10 protein-coding genes are annotated in these 15,164 nt (G+C 73.5%); 1 reads left to right on the top strand and 9 read right to left on the bottom strand.

Annotated elements, in window-relative coordinates:
• Window positions 1-123: 123 nt before the first annotated feature.
• The 4 genes from AC07DA_RS15595 to AC07DA_RS15580 all read right to left on the bottom strand — a co-directional run bounded on the left by AC07DA_RS15595 (window position 124) and on the right by AC07DA_RS15580 (window position 3,658).
• On the bottom strand, window positions 124-447 hold the full coding sequence (locus tag AC07DA_RS15595; protein ID WP_479128324.1) for a hypothetical protein: 324 nt from the start codon (window positions 445-447) through the stop codon (window positions 124-126).
• Window positions 444-803 carry a WhiB family transcriptional regulator gene (locus tag AC07DA_RS15590; protein ID WP_479128323.1) on the bottom strand — a complete coding sequence of 120 codons (360 nt, stop codon included), beginning with the start codon at window positions 801-803 and terminating at the stop codon, window positions 444-446. The genes AC07DA_RS15595 and AC07DA_RS15590 overlap by 4 nt, the downstream gene beginning before the upstream one ends.
• 168 nt (window positions 804-971) lie before the next feature.
• Window positions 972-1,298, bottom strand: a complete 327-nt coding sequence (locus tag AC07DA_RS15585; RefSeq protein WP_479128321.1) for a hypothetical protein — start codon at window positions 1,296-1,298, stop codon at window positions 972-974.
• A 164-nt stretch (window positions 1,299-1,462) separates the two neighbouring features.
• The gene (locus tag AC07DA_RS15580) at window positions 1,463-3,658 is read right to left on the bottom strand and encodes an ATP-dependent DNA helicase UvrD2 (RefSeq protein ID WP_479128319.1); all 2,196 of its coding nucleotides are present in this window, start codon (window positions 3,656-3,658) and stop codon (window positions 1,463-1,465) included.
• A gap of 182 nt (window positions 3,659-3,840) precedes the next feature.
• Between AC07DA_RS15580 and AC07DA_RS15575 the strand changes: the two genes are divergently transcribed.
• Window positions 3,841-4,083 carry a mycoredoxin gene (locus tag AC07DA_RS15575; RefSeq protein ID WP_009293545.1) on the top strand — a complete coding sequence of 81 codons (243 nt, stop codon included), beginning with the start codon at window positions 3,841-3,843 and terminating at the stop codon, window positions 4,081-4,083.
• Between the two features lie 192 nt (window positions 4,084-4,275).
• Here AC07DA_RS15575 and nudC read toward each other — a convergent pair whose 3' ends face one another.
• The 5 genes from nudC to AC07DA_RS15550 all read right to left on the bottom strand — a co-directional run bounded on the left by nudC (window position 4,276) and on the right by AC07DA_RS15550 (window position 15,015).
• Window positions 4,276-5,220: an NAD(+) diphosphatase gene (gene nudC, locus AC07DA_RS15570; protein ID WP_479128317.1), complete on the bottom strand. Its 945-nt coding sequence runs from the start codon at window positions 5,218-5,220 to the stop codon at window positions 4,276-4,278.
• Window positions 5,221-5,375: 155 nt separating this feature from the next.
• Window positions 5,376-6,779: a dipeptidase gene (locus tag AC07DA_RS15565; protein ID WP_479128316.1), complete on the bottom strand. Its 1,404-nt coding sequence runs from the start codon at window positions 6,777-6,779 to the stop codon at window positions 5,376-5,378.
• Between the two features lie 10 nt (window positions 6,780-6,789).
• A complete protein-coding gene (locus tag AC07DA_RS15560) occupies window positions 6,790-10,494 on the bottom strand; it encodes a UvrD-helicase domain-containing protein (RefSeq protein ID WP_479128314.1) in 3,705 nt (1,234 codons plus the stop codon).
• 145 nt (window positions 10,495-10,639) lie between these two features.
• A complete protein-coding gene (locus AC07DA_RS15555) occupies window positions 10,640-14,323 on the bottom strand; it encodes an ATP-dependent helicase (RefSeq protein WP_479128312.1) in 3,684 nt (1,227 codons plus the stop codon).
• Window positions 14,324-14,592: 269 nt separating this feature from the next.
• The gene (locus tag AC07DA_RS15550) at window positions 14,593-15,015 is read right to left on the bottom strand and encodes an MGMT family protein (RefSeq protein ID WP_479128311.1); all 423 of its coding nucleotides are present in this window, start codon (window positions 15,013-15,015) and stop codon (window positions 14,593-14,595) included.
• Window positions 15,016-15,164 lie beyond the last annotated feature (149 nt).

Here is a 15,164-nt window from a genome sequence, read left to right as displayed (position 1 = left end):
ACCGGGCGTCGCGGCCGGGCTTGACGCGCCGCGGGGGCCGGCCCGTTCGGCACGGGCCGGCCCCCGCGGGGAAAGCCGAGCACTGCCTCCCGTGCGGGAGGCCGGCGCTTCAGGTGCGGTCGGTCACTGCATGACCGCCATGGCGAGCGCCCGGCGGGCACGCCGCGAGGCACGCTCCGCCCTGCGCTGCATCCGGCGGGCGGCCAGCAGGCGCACGGCCTGGCGGTCCCGCTCCGCCTCGTCCAGTCGCTCGCGCATATGCGCGCGAGCCATGGCTTCTGGGATGAGTTGCATCTCTCGGGTCCTGTTCTGACGCGAGTCCATCGCGCCGTTGCTGGTGAAGTCTTGGGTCGCGGAGCCTGCGGGCTCGTCGGTGGACGGCTTCATCGGGGCCTGCTTCTGGGGGTCGTGCGTGAGGGGACGGTCGATCGTTCCGGCGGTGTTCATGCTGTGACCGGGTTCTTGCGCGGGCGGCCACGCGGCCGCTTCCGGGCGACGACGACACCCTGGACGAACAGCTCGCCACCCCAGACGCCCCAGGGCTCACGCCGCTCCTTGGCACCGGCGAGGCAGGCCTCGATCAGCGGGCAGGTGCGGCAGAGGGACTTGGCGTACTCGACGTCCGCGGGCGACTCGGCGAAGAAGACCTCCGGGTCGTAGGAGCGGCACGGGACGGGTACGCCGAGGTTCTCGATGGCGTCGTCGAGCGCGGTGAGCGGGGTCAAGGTGGAGTCCTCCGTGGAGCCGGGCTTGGGGATCGTTTCCGAAGGCGGTACGGACGGTGCGTGCGCTTCGAGTTGCACGGTCGTCTTCCTCGTCTGGTCGTTCCGGCCTGTTGGCCGGGGGCGGCTGGTACCGGGTTCTTTTGTTGTCCCGAGGTCCTTCGGTCCGTCGTCCCTGATCAGGACAAACAGAAGGGCCGCGGATCCCGGATGGGGTTCCGCGGCCCTGAAGGCGCCGGCCTGATCGAATCAGGCTGGATCACTCCAGGGTTCTGGCCCACGGAAGGCCCACATCAGGTGGTGCTGCGTCGTCTGCTTCCGGAATCCGGCACCGGTCGCCGTAAAGGCATAGGCCTGCGCCTGTGCCACTACTGCCGCTTCCAGTGCCTTGGTCGGTCGCTCATTGCGCTCGCGGACGGGAAGGCCCGCGGGAGCAACGGAGGAGGACGCCGGACGGACGGCACGAATGCCGGACAGACCGGTGCCCAGGTTCGAAACGCCGAGCATGCACGCGGAGACGGCCGAGCGATCGGTCATTTTCACGGTGCTGATGGAGCTGGTGTTGATGCTGATCACTGGACTCGCCTCCTCTCGGCGTCTCGGGAGACCGGGTGAACCGGCCCGACGGATATGCAAGTACAACACGGAATCAGGGCCTCCGAGAAGGCCGCTGCTCTCGTGCCTAAGAACCTATGGGGATTGCTGGGGCATGCGCAAACTATTTTTTCGACGAGTTCGTGTCAGTCCTGATGCGGGTCCGCCGCGGGGTACTGGCCTGCGCAGATGGCCAGAACGTCGGCTCCGTAGCGGGTGAGCTTGCGCATGCCGACACCCGGGATGCGCGCCAGCTCGTGTGCGTCGTCGGGGGCCGCCTCGGCAATCGCCATCAGCGTCCTGTCGGTGAACACGCAAAACGCGGGCTGGCCGCTGGTGCGGGCCTGGTCGGCACGCCACTCGCGAAGCCGTTCGTAGAGGTCCTCGTTCATGTCGGAGGGGCAGTCGTCACAGCGCATCAGCTTCATCTCGCCCGCGTCGGTCAGCGTGCGGCCGCAGACGCGGCAGCGGGCGGGGGTGCGCTGGACCCGTCTCGGGGCGGATCCCCTGGTTCCGGGAATGCCGCGCTCGATTCCGCCCGCGCCGCCCGCCGAGGTGCGGCCGGCGGTCGCCGTCGAGCCGGGGCGCAGACCGTCGAGGAAACGGCTGGGGCGGCGGCTGGGGCGGCCACCGGGTGAGCGGGAGAGCGCCCAGGACAGATGGAGGCGTTCCCGTGCGCGGGTGACGCCGACGTACAGCAGGCGGCGCTCCTCCTCGATCTGCTCGTCGGTCTTCGCGTAGGTGATCGGCATCATGCCCTCGGCGACGCCGACGAGGAACACGACGTCCCACTCCAGGCCCTTGGCCGAGTGCAGGGAGGCGAGGGTGACGCCCTGCACGGTGGGGGCGTGCTGGGCGTTCGCCCGCTCGTCCAGCTCGGCGACGAGGTCCGCCAGGGTGGCGCCCGGCTTGGCGGCGGCGAAGTCCTGGGCGAGGTTCACCAGGGCGGCCAGGGACTCCCAGCGTTCCCGGACGGCGCCGGAGCCGGCCGGCGGCTGGGGTGTCCAGCCCTCCCCCGACAGCACGGCGCGCACCTGGGAGGGCAGGTCGACGGCGTCGTCCAGCAGGGAGTCGTTGCCGCCGAAGCGGGCAGCGCCGCGCAGGGCGACGCCCGCCTTGCGCACCTCCGGCCGGTCGAAGAACCGCTCGGCGCCGCGCAGCTGGTAGGGCACTCCGGCGTCGGCGAGGGCCTGCTCGTAGGTCTCGGACTGCGCGTTCGTGCGGAACAGGACGGCGATCTCGGCTGCCGGGACGCCCGCGTCCATGAGCTCGCGGATGCGACGCGCCGCGCCCTCCGCCTCGGCGGGCTCGTCGGTGTACTCGGTGTAGACCGGCTCCGGGCCCGGGGGGCGCTGGGAGACCAGCTCCAGGCGGTGGTCGGCGGCGCGGCCCCTCGCCTGGGCGAGCAGGCCGTTGGCGAGGTGGACGACCTGCGGGGTGGAGCGGTAGTCGCGGACCAGCTTGACGACGGTGGCTCCCGGGTGGCGGGTGCGGAAGTCGAGCAGGTGGTCGGGGGTGGCGCCGGTGAAGGAGTAGATCGTCTGGCTGGCGTCGCCGACCACGCACAGGTCGTCCCGCTCACCCAGCCACAGCTCCAGCAGGCGCTGCTGCAGGGGGCTGACGTCCTGGTACTCGTCGACCACGAAGTGCTGGTACTGGGCGCGGACCTGTTCGGCGATGTCGTGCCGGTCCTGGAGGACGGCGACGGTCAGCAAAAGCACGTCCTCGAAGTCGATGACGGAGCGCTCGCGCTTGATGTCCTCGTAGGCGGCGTAGAGCTGGGCGATCTCGGCCGGGTCGCGGGGTGCCTCGCGGCCGGCCTTGGCCGCGGCGGGCGGGTAGTCGGCGGGGACGGTCTGGGTGACCTTGGACCATTCGATCTCGGCGGTGACGTCCCTCAGCTCGCCGCGGTCGAGCCGGATGCGGCAGGCGGCGGCCGCGTCGGCGACGAGCTGGATCTTGCGGTCGACGAGCCGGGGCATGGAGCCGCCGATCGCCTTGGGCCAGAAGTACTGGAGCTGGCGCAGGGCGGCCGAGTGGAACGTGCGCGCCTGGACGCCCGCGGCGCCGAGCTGGCGGAGCCGGCCGCGCATCTCCCCGGCGGCGCGGGCGGTGAAGGTGACGGCGAGCACACTGGACGGCTGGAGGATGCCGGCACGTACTCCGTAGGCGATGCGGTGGGTGATGGCCCGGGTCTTGCCCGTGCCCGCGCCCGCCAGGACGCACACCGGACCGTGCAGGGCGGTGGCCACCTCGCGCTGCTCGGGGTCGAGCCCGTCGAGCACCGCGTCGGCCGAGTCCGGTACCTGCGGGAACAGGGTGGAGTGCGTTGCTGCTGTCACACCGCCATGCTGCCAGGTCCCGCGAGACGGCTGTGCCGGTTGTCCACAGGCAGGCACTGATAGTCGTACTAATGCGGCAGGCGTCACGCCGGTGGGGCCGGGGACCCGGGAATGGTGGACGTTTCACGTACGTTCCACCTTCTGCGAACCCGTCCCCGAGCCACCGAAGGAGCACGAGAGACATGCCGGGCACTGTGACGATGTACAGCACCACGTGGTGCGGCTACTGCCGCCGGCTGAAGAGCCAGATGGACCGCGAGGGCATCGCGTACAACGAGATCAACATCGAGCAGGACCCGGAGTCCGCCGCGTTCGTGGAGAAGGCGAACGGCGGCAACCAGACGGTGCCCACCGTTCTGTTCCCGGACGGCTCCACCCTCACCAACCCGTCGCTGGCCCAGGTGAAGCAGAAGATCGGCGCCTAGTCGCCGCTCGCGAGTGCGGGAGGGCGGTCCCTGAGCGTGTGTGCTCAGGGACCGCCCTCTTGTGGTTCGTCCCACATCAGGACGTAGCGCCAGAGCAGGGGGCGGCGAGGACCGCCGGGTGGTGTGGGGCCCGGTGGACGTTGTGGTGCCGGTAGGGGTCGCCATGCGGTCGAGGCCCGGACGGGCGGCCCGTCAGGCGGTGGTGCGGGTCGGGAGCGGCTTGCCGTACCAGAGTTCGATCAGGCGGGCGGCGATCGAGATGCCGTAGGGCGGCAGGACCTCGCCGGACTCGAAGGCGGCGCGCAGTTCGTCGCGGGAGAACCAGCGGGCCTCCTGGATCTCGTCGCCATCGACGTCGATCCCGGTCGTGGTGGCGCGGGCCATGAAGCCCAGCATCAGGCTGGACGGGAACGGCCACGGCTGGCTGGCGACGTACTCGACCTGCCCGACGGTGATGCCGACCTCCTCGTGGACCTCGCGGCGCACCGACTGCTCGATGGACTCGCCGGGCTCGACGAATCCGGCGAGCGTCGAGAAGCGGCCCTCGGGCCAGTGGACCTGGCGGCCGAGCAGGAGGCGGTCGTCCTCGTCGGTCACGGCCATGATCACGGCCGGGTCGGTGCGCGGGTAGTGCTCGGCGCCGCAGGCCGGGCAGCGGCGGATGTGGCCGGCCGCCGCGATCACGGTGCGCTCGCCGCAGCGCGAGCAGAAACGGTGGGTGCGCTGCCAGTTCTCCAGGCCGACCGCGTGCACCATCAGGCCCACGTCGCGCGCCGGCAGCAGCAGTCCCGCCTCACGCAGTCCCGCGGGGCGCGCGGACTGGTCCATCCGCCCGGGCAGCGCGTCCTTCTGGAGGGCGAAGTAGCTGACGCCGTCCTCGTCGATGCCGAGGAAGTAGCGGTGCGCCTCGGTGAGGGGCGCCTCGAACGAGGGGGTCATGACGAGTTCGGTGCGCCCGTCCGGCGTCTCGTCGATCAGGACCTGGCCGCCGGAGACCACGAAGCAGCGCGTGGAGGGGTGGCTCCACGCCGCCGCCAGCCAGGCCTCGTCGAGCCGGTGGTGCGCGGCCCGGTCGATGCCGCTCGGCGCGGTGAGCGAGATGGGTCGGTCGGCGTTGTGGTCGGTCCAGGTGGTCACGGGTGCTTCCAACTCCCCCGGTGGAACGGTTGGGTTCGGCGGCTGTTCGGCGGGACGTGCGGCGGGAGACGACCGGTTCCGGCGGGCTCGTGCGGTGCGGGGCGGCTCTTCCAGTGTGCCCCGCGCGCGTGCCCGGCCCGGCCGGCGGTCGGCGCTCAGGGCGCGTGACGCCAGTGCTCGGCGAGGTCACCCCACAGGTACGCGGTGGTCTCGACGCCCTTGAGGAGCAGGTCGAGTTCGACTTTCTCGTTCGGTGCGTGCCAGCCGTCGGAGGGGACGGAGATGCCGAGGAAGAGCACCGGGGCACCGAGGACGTCCTGGAGGTCGGCCGCGGGTCCGGAGCCGCCTTCCCGGGTGAAGCGCACGGGCTTGCCGAAGGCCCGGCCCATCGCGCGGACGACCGACTGCAGCGCCGGGTGGTCCAGCGGCGTCAGGCACGGGCGCGTGGCCCCGCTGAACGTGAGCTCGCAGCGGATCCCGGCGGGCACCTGCTGCTCGGCCCAGGCGCGGACGGCCTTCTCGACGTGGTCGGGGTCCTGGCCGGCCACCAGCCGGAAGGAGAGCTTCACCATGGCGGAGGACGGGACGACGGTCTTGCTGCCGGGGCCCTGGTAGCCGCCGCCGATGCCGTTGACCTCGGCCGTCGGGCGGGCCCAGACGCGCTCCAGGGTGGTGAAGCCGGCCTCGCCCCGGGTGGCGTGGGACTTGGCCGCGCGCAGCCACTGCCGCTCGTCGAAGGGCAGTTCGGCGAAGAGGGCGCGCTCGCGGTCGGTCAGTTCGACGACACCGTCGTAGAAGCCGGGGATCGCCACGCGCGCGTGCTCGTCGTGCAGCGCGGCGACCAGGCGGGCGACGGCCGTCGCCGGGTTGGGCACCGCGCCGCCGAAGGAGCCGGAGTGGATGTCCTGGTCGGGGCCGTACAGGCGTATCTCGCACTCGGCGAGGCCGCGCATGCCGGTGCACACGGTGGGGGTGTCCTCGGACCACATGCCGGTGTCGGAGACGATCACGGCGTCGGCGGCGAGCCGCTCGGCGTGCTGCTCCACCAGGGCCCGGAAGTGCGGCGAGCCGGACTCCTCCTCGCCCTCGATCAGCAGCTTGAGGTGGACGGCCGGGACCGTGCGGCCGGTGGCGGCCAGGTGGGCACGGACCCCGAGGGTGTGGAAGAAGACCTGGCCCTTGTCGTCGGCCGCCCCGCGCGCGTAGAGGCGGTTGTCGCGGAACGCCGGCTCGAAGGGCTCGCTGTCCCAGCCGTCCTCGCGGGCGGCGGGCTGCACGTCGTGGTGGCCGTAGACCAGCACGGTGGGGGCCTGCGGGTCGTCGGAGGGCCACTCGGCGTAGACGGCGGGCGCCCCCGGGGTCTGCCAGACCTCGGCCGTCGGGAAGCCGGTCTCCGTCAGCTTGGCGGCGAGCCAGTCGGCGCTGCGTCGTACGTCGGGCGCGTGCTGGGGCTGGGCCGACACGGACGGGATGCGCAGCCACTCGGCGAGGTCGTCGAGGAAGGCGGCGCGGTGCTGCTGGATGTACGTACGGACGACGCTGTCCGGGGTCTGGCTCATGGTCACGAGCCTATCGGCCCGCGCCGACGTCCTCGGAGTGCGGTTGCTCACCGAACCCGCCACCGGTCCGCCCGCCGGTGTCCCCTTCGGACGGCTCCTCCAGCAGCAGCCGCTCCAGGGCCTCCCGGTCCGGCAGCGCCCGCGGGCGCACGACCTCGCCCGTGCGCACGTACAGGAACGCCGCCGTGACCGACTCGGGGGGCACGCCCTGCTGCTCGGCCCAGGCCAGGCGGTACACGGCGAGCTGGAGCGGGTCGGCGGTACGGGAGCGGTTGGTCTTCCAGTCGACGATCTCGTACGTCGCCGCGTCACCGTCGCCCTGCTTGTAGACGGCGTCGATGCGGCCCCGTACGACGCGGCCGGCGATCGAGAGCTGGAAGGGGACCTCCACGCGGTGCGGCGTGCGGTGCGCGTACTCGGTGCGTTCGAAGGCGTCCTTGAGGACCTGCAGGTCCCGTTCGTCGGCGATCTCGGCCTCGCTGCCGGGCAGCTCCTCCGGCTCCAGCAGCGGCAGCGTGAGCTCCTCGAAGCGTGCCTCGACCCAGGCGTGGAAACGGGTGCCGCGGCGCGCGGCGGGCTGGGGCGGGCGGGGCATGGGGCGGGCCAGCTCCCGCGCGAAGCCGTCCGGGTCGGCGGCCAGGTGCAGGAGCTGGGACGCCGTGAGCGACGCCGGGAGGGGCACTTCGGTGACGCTGTCGCGGGCACGCAGCAGCTCGCCGGTGAGGGCGTCCAGGTCACGGTCCCAGGAGGCGACGGTACGGGCCTCCTCGGGGGTGAGGCGGGGGTGTTCGCGGGGGTGGTCGCGGCGGTGCGGGGGCTCCTGCGGGGCCGCCTGGTGGGGGACGGTGGGGCGGCGGTGCGCGAGCGGCCGGGTCTCCGCGTCCGTCGGCGGTCCGCTGGGGACCGATGCGACGGGGGGCTCGTCGAGAGGGGGCTCGTCGAAAGAGGGCTCGTCGAGGAGGGCCTCAGCGGGAGGGTTCTCACCGTAAGGGGCCTCGCCGTAAGGGGCTTCGCCGGTCGGGTCCCCGGGGAAGGCGTCCGCGTCGAAGGGTTCCTCGTCGGGGTACAGGTCCGGTTCGCCGAGGGAGTGCGGTGCGTCGAAGGGGTCCGGTTCGTCGTACGGGGGCTCGTCGTCCTCGGGCGGCGGGGGCCACTCCGGGTCGTCGAGGGCGGCGGGGTCGTGTACGGCGGCCGGGTGGGTGTCCTGGTGGGACGCGAGGTCCTCCAGGTGGGCCAGGACGGTCCCGGCGGCCGCGCGGCGCCGGGCCAGGGCCGCCTCGTCCAGGGGCAGGGGCCACACCTGGTCGACGTCGGCCTGGTGCAGGGCCGGGTTCTCCTCGTCCTCGGCGGGTTCGTCCGCCCAGGCCTCGATCTCGCCGTAGCCGGCCGCGCAGTGCTCGTAGAGGGCCTGGAGGAACGGGGACGGTCCGCGGCGCTTCTTCTGGGCGGGGCCCCACCAGTGGCCGGAGCCCAGGAGCAGGGACCGGGGGCGGGTGAAGGTGACGTAACCGAGGCGGAGCTCCTCGGTGAACTGGTGGTCCTTCATGGCTTCGTGGAAGGACTTCATGCCCCGGGCGTCCCAGGAGGGCACGTCGGGCAGGGTGTCGGCGTCACCGCGCAGCGCGTGCGGCAGGACCTTGCCCTGGGAGGTCCACTTCTCGCGGCCCTGGCTGCTGGGGAAGGTGCCGGTGACCAGGCCGGGGACGACCACGACGTCCCACTCCAGGCCCTTGGACTTGTGGGCGGTGAGCACCTTGACGGTGTTCTCGCCGCCGGGCAGGGCGTTGTCGAGGCCCTTCTCGTACTGGGCGGCGGTGCGCAGGAAGCCGAGGAAGGCCAGCAAGGTGGCCTCGTTGTCACCGGCGGCGAAGGAGGCGGCGACGTCCAGGAAGTTGGACAGCGTCTCGCGTCGGCGGGCGGCCAGGGCGTGCGGGGACGCCGACAGCTCCACCTCCAGGCCGGTGACGGCGAGGACCCGGTGCAGGACGTCCATCAGCGGGTCGGCCAGGGAGCGGCGCAGTTCGCGCAGCTCGGTGGCGAGCCGGGCGAAGCGCACGCGCGCGTCGGGCGAGAAGGGCAGTGCGTCGTCGTCCCCGTGGCCGTCGAGGGGCGTCTCCAGGAACGTGTCGAGCGCGTCCGCGAGCGAGATCACCTCAGAGGGGTCGACGCCTTCGACGGCCTCGGCCAGGCGCCGGTCCGGGTCGTCGTCGCCCTCCACGCGCGCGTGGGACACCAGCAGCCGGGCGCGCCGCCCCAGCAGGGCGAGGTCGCGGGGGCCGATGCGCCAGCGCGGCCCGGTCAGCAGCCGCACCAGGGAGGCGTTGGCGCCGGGGTCCTGGAGGACCTCGCAGACGGCGACGAGGTCGGCGATCTCGGGCAGGTGCAGCAGTCCGGACAGGCCGACGACCTCGACGGGGACGTCCCGGGCCACCAGGGCGCCCTGGATCCCGGCGAAGTCGGTGGCCGTGCGGCACAGGACGGCGATCTCGCCGGGTGCCGTCCCGGTCCGGACGAGGTGGGCGACGGAGTCGGCGGCCCAGTCGATCTCCTCCGCGTGGGTGCGCAGGAGGGCGCAGCGGACCATGCCGTCGCGTTCGGCACCGGGGGCGGGGCGGAGGGCCTCCACGCCCGCGTGCAGGGCGCGCAGGGGCTCGGCGAGGTGGTTGGCCAGGTCGAGGAGGCGGCCGCCGCTGCGGCGGTTCTCGCTGAGCGCCTGGCGGGTCGCCGGTCGGCCGTCGGCGTGGGGGAAGTGCTCGGGGAAGTCGTCGAGGTTGGCCACCGAGGCGCCGCGCCAGCCGTAGATCGCCTGGCAGGGGTCGCCGACCGCGGTGACGGGGTGGCCGGTGCCCTCACCGAACAGGCCCGCGAGCAGGACGCGCTGGGCGACCGAGGTGTCCTGGTACTCGTCGAGGAGGACCACCCGGAACTCGTCGCGCAGGACGCGGCCCACCTCGGGGATCTTCGCGAGCCGGGCCGACAGGGCGATCTGGTCGCCGAAGTCGAGCAGGTCCCGCTCGCGCTTGGCGGCCCGGTAGCGGGTCACCAGCTCGGCCAGCTCCCGGCGGGCGGCGGCGGCTTCGGGCACCTTGCGCAGATCGGCGTTGGTGAGCTCGGCGCCGCGCAGCGTCAGCAGCAGCTCGGCGTCGTACGCGCGCAGGGCCTCCGGCCGGACGAGGTGCTCGGCGAGCTCGGCGTCCAGGGCGAGGAGGTCGCCGACGAGGTCCGGGAAGGAGCGGGTGAGCGCCGGGTAGGGGCCGGGCGACTCGCGCAGCACGCGCGCGGCGAGCTGGAAGCGGGTGGCGTCGGCGAGCAGCCGGGACGTGGGCTCCAGCCCGATGCGCAGGCCGTGGTCGGTCAGCAGACGCCCCGCGAAGGCGTGGTACGTAGAGATCACCGGCTCGCCCGGCGGGTTGTCCGGGTCGATGACGTCCGGGTCGGTGACGCCGGCCTTGATCAGCGCCTTGCGGACGCGCTCGGCGAGCTCGGCGGCGGCCTTGTTGGTGAAGGTCAGGCCGAGCACCTGCTCGGGGGCGACCTGGCCGGTGCCGACCAGCCACACCACGCGTGCCGCCATCACCGTCGTCTTGCCCGAGCCGGCGCCGGCCACGATCACCTGGGGGGCGGGCGGCGCGGTGATGCAAGCCATCTGCTCCGGGGTGAACGGGATGCCGAGGAGCTCTTTGAGCTGTTCGGGGTCGGTGAGTCGGGCTGGCACATCGGAGAGGCTAGCGGCGCCCACTGACAGCGGTGACCGGATCGCCCTCCGGGGCAGCAGAAGCGCAGGTCGGCACGGGAGGTGCGATAGGTCACTCGCCTAGGTCACTCCACCTAGTCACTCCGCGTGGGTCCCTCCACGTGGGTCACTCCACCACGTGACGCCCCTCCTGGCGGGCGCTGCAGGAGGCCCGGAACGCGCAATGGGTGCAGTGCTGCCCGGCGGTCGGCGTGAACCGCTCGTCGAGGACCTTCCCGGCGGCCGTGGCCAGCAGGTCGCCGACCCACTCCCCCTGCAGCGGCTCCTGGGCCTGCACCTTGGGCAGGGCCTCGCCGCCGTCGCGCCGGGCGGCGCCCTGGCGCAGGTGCACGAGCTCGGCGCCGCCCGGCTCGGGGCGTACCCCGTCGAAGACCTCGTCGACGGCGCCCTCCCGGACGGCGAGCTGGTAGACGGCGAGCTGCGGGTGACGCTCCACCTCTTTCGCGGTGGGGGCCTGCTTGCCGGTCTTGAAGTCGACCACGTAGGCGCGGCCGTCGCCGTCCGCCTCGACGCGGTCCATCTGGCCGCGGATGCGCACCTGGTAGTCGCCCGCTTCGAGCGTGACGTCGAAGTCGTGCTCGCTGGCCACCGGGGTACGCCCGGTGCGGTCCATGACGTGCCACTGGAGGAAGCGCTCGAGCGCCACGCGCGCGTTGTCCTTCTCCTGCTCCGACTTCCAGGGGGCGTCGAAGGCGAGGGCGTTCCACACGGAGTCGAGGCGTTCCATGAGGACGGAGAGGTCGGCCGGGGTGTGCCCGGAGGCGACCTCGTCGGCGAGGACGTGCACCACGTTGCCGAAGCCCTGCGCCGCGGTCGCGGGCGCGTCGGCCTTCACCTCGCGGCCCAGGAACCACTGCAGGGCACAGGTGTTGGCCAGCTGGTCCAGGGCGCTGCCGGAGAGCACGACGGGCTGGTCGCGGTTGCGCAGCGGCACCTTGGACTCGGTCGGCTCGAACATGCCCCACCAGCGGTAGGGGTGGGCGGACGGCACCAGCGGGCGGCCGTCCTCGTCGGCGAGGGCGGCGAGCCGGGCCAGGCGCCGGGCGGCGGCCTCCCTCAGCGCGTCGGAGACGCGCGGGTCGACCGTCGTGGCGCGCAGTTCGGCGACGAGGGCGGCGACGGACAGCGGCCGTCGCGGCCGTCCCGTGACGTCCTTGGGTTCCACGCCGAGTTCGGTCAGGAAACGGGAGGGCTGGTCGCCGTCGTCCGCGGGGGCCTTCACCGCGGTGACGACGAGCCGTTCACGCGCACGCGTGGCGGCCACGTAGAACAGGCGGCGCTCCTCGGCGAGCAGCGCGCCGGGGGTGAGGGGTTCGGCGAGGCCGTCGCGGCCGATGCGGTCGGCCTCCAGGAGGGAGCCGCGGCGGCGCAGGTCCGGCCACAGGCCCTCCTGGACGCCCGCGACGACCACGAGGCGCCATTCCAGGCCCTTGGAGCGGTGGGCGGTCATCAGGCGGACGGCGTCGGGGCGCACGGCCCGCCGGGTGAGGGTGTCGGCGGCGATGTCCTCGGCCTCGATCTCCTCGAGGAAGTTCAGGGCGCCCCGGCCGCCGGTGCGCTCCTCGGCGCGGGCCGCCGTGGCGAACAGCGCGCAGACCGCGTCGAGGTCGCGGTCCGCGTTGCGTCCGGCCGCGCCGCCCCGCCGGGCGGTCCGCTCCAGGCGCCCGGGCCATGGCGTGCCCTCCCACAGGTCCCACAGCGCTTCCTCGGCCGTACCGCCACCGGCCAGCCGCTCCCGCGCCTTGCGCAGCAGTGCGCCGAGGCGCTGGGCACCGCGGGCGTAGGTGGGGTCGTGCACGGCGAGCCGCTCCGGCTCGGCGAGTGCCCGCGCGAGCAGGACGTCGGAGGGCGGCGGCAGCGGATTGCCCGCGGCCCGTTCCTCGTCCCGCAGGGCACGGCCGAGGCGCCGCAGATCGGCGGCGTCCATGCTCGCGAGGGGCGAGGTGAGGAGGCTGAGGGCGGTCTCGGTGTCGAGCCAGCAGCGGGCGGGCTCACCGGCAGCGCCGTCGCCGGAGCCGGCTTCGCTTCGGCTGGGGCTTGGGCTTGGGCTTGGGCTTGCGCCTGGTTCGGCATCGGCGTGGGCGTCCGTGTCGTTGCCGGTGTCGGTGTCGTGACCGGAGCCGGTGTCGTGACCGGAGCCGGTGTCGTGACCGGAGCCGGTGTCGTGACCGGAGCCGGTGTCGTGACCGGAGCCGGTGTCGTGGCCGGAGCCGGTGTCGTGGCCGGAACCAGCGTCGGCGTCGGCCCTGGGATCGTCATCGGGCTCGGAGGCGGAGTCCCCGTCGGACACGAAGGCGGAGTCGCCATCCGACACGGAGGCGGAGTCGCCGTCGGACACGGCGTCGGAAAGGGCCTCCCCCTCCCCCACTCCGAGCCCGGAAGAACCGGAAAGTCCCGCCTCCGCCGCCGCAACCGCGCGCAGCGCCGTCAGCAGCGGTGCCACCGCCGGTTCGTGCCGCAGCGGCACGTCGTCGCCGTCGACGTCCACGGGCACGCCCGCCGCCGTCAGGGCGCGGCGGACCGTGGGGATGGTGCGGGAGCCGGCGCGTACCAGGACGGCCATCTCGCTCCACGGGACGCCGTCCTCCAGGTGGGCCCTGCGCAGGATGTCGGCGATGTTGTCCAGCTCCGTCCCGGGCGTCGGGTACGTGTAGGCCTCGACGCGGCCGCCGTCCCGTACGGGGGCGAGTTCGCGGTGGGCGCGCACCTTCTCGGCGGGCAGGCGGGTCAGCGGCATGCGCTGGGTCAGCAGCCGGGTCGCGGCCAGCAGGCCGGCACCGGAGCGGCGGGACGTGCGCAGCACCGCGACGGGGGCCGGGCGTCCGTCCGCGCGCGGGAAGGTCTGCGGGAAGTCCAGGATGCCGTTCACGTCGGCCCCGCGGAACGCGTAGATCGACTGGTCGGGGTCGCCGAAGGCGACGAGCGTGCGGCCACCGCCGGCCAGCGCGCGCAGCAGCCGGACCTGGGCGGGGTCCGTGTCCTGGTACTCGTCGACGTAGACGGCGTCGTACCGGTCGGCCAGCCACGCGGCGACCTCGGGGCGGCTGGCGAGGAGCACCGCGCGGTGGACGAGCTCGGCGTAGTCGATCACGCCCTGCAGGTCGAGCACGTCGAGGTACTCGGCGAGAAAGGCGGCCGCCGCGCGCCAGTCGGGGCGGCCCGTGCGGCGCGCGAAGGCGTCCAGGGCGTCGGGGCCGAGGCCCAGTTCGCGGCTGCGGGCGAGGACCGCGCGGACCTCGTCGGCGAAACCGCGGGTGGTCAGGCAGGCGCGCAGTTCGTCCGGCCAGCGCACGTGCGCGAGCCCGAGGCGCTCCAGGTCCACCTGGCCCGCCAGCAGTTCCCGTACGGCGACGTCCTGCTCGGGTCCGGACAGCAGCCGCAGCGGCTCCACGAACAGGTCGCTGTCCTGGTGGGCGCGGACCAGGGCGTAGCAGAACGAGTGGAACGTGGTCGCCTGGGGGGCCCGGGCCGCTCCGGTGCGCAGGGCCATGCGGTCGCGCAGCTCGACGGCGGCCCTGCGGCTGAACGTGAGCACCAGGACGCGCTCGGGGTCGCCGCCCCGGGCGATCCGCCCGGCCACGGACTCGACGAGCGTGGTGGTCTTGCCGGTGCCCGGACCTGCGAGGACGAGCAGCGGTCCGGCCGCGTGGTCAACCACGGAGCGCTGCGAGGCGTCCAAAAGAGGGGGGTCCACCCGGGCAGGGGGGGTACGAACCAGTCGGTAAGCGCCACGGCTCCCCCGCCGTACCCGGGGGTGCGACAGGCCGCTGGTGGAGATAGAGGAGCTCACGTGGTTCGCCGGTCCTGGTGGATGTACTTGGTTGGCGGGCCACCGCGCGCGTGGCGGGCGGTGACCGCGGGGTGACGGGGACGCGTGCAGCCGACGCTACGCCGACGAGGGAGTCGGAAGCAGGGCTTCCGACTCTTCCCGCCGCTCACTCGCGACACTCTCGGCGCACATGCCCCTCACCTCACGAACGTACGTCATGCCCCCGATGTGCCCCGATTCCCCCGTCCGGATCACGGGCCACACGGGAGGGCGCGCGATGCCGGAAGCTGTCAGGTGTGACCCTCCGCGTCTTCGCCGCCGTCCCACCGCGCCCGTCTCATGTCGATGCGCGGCAGGTGGCCCTCGGCGGCGCGGCTCGCCTCTCTCAGGGGCGTGCCCTCCGCGCGGTAGTGGCCGAGCGCCCGCTGTTCGTGCCCCGGCAGCAGCACGCCGTCCGCGCGGACCACACGCCACCACGGGACGGCTCCCCCGTAGAGCGCCATCACCCGGCCCACCTGGCGGGGGCCGCCTTCCGCCAGCCACTCGGCCACGTCCCCGTAGGTCATGACGCGGCCCGGCGGGATCAGTTCCGCGACGTCGAGAACCCGCTCCGCGTAGGCGGGCAGGGCTTCCGCCGGCTCGTCGGGGGCGGAGTCGTACCCCGGTCCGGCCTGCTGCGGACGGGTGTCCTCCGGAAGGCTCTCCTCGCTCATCCGCCCCATCCTGCCCCACCCCACCGACAACGGGACGCGCGCGCTCCCGAGCGTCTCCTTCGCCCCGCGACAGCGCGTCGGGCAGACTGTCCGCCCCCGCATGTGCACCCTGATGCCCCCGTGTGTCGGTGTGGCATGCCACCATCGTG

Source organism: Streptomyces sp. NPDC044921, from assembly GCF_056432865.1.
The sequence above is the reverse complement of the archived record's forward strand: the minus strand, read 5'-3'. Positions and strand labels throughout refer to the sequence as shown.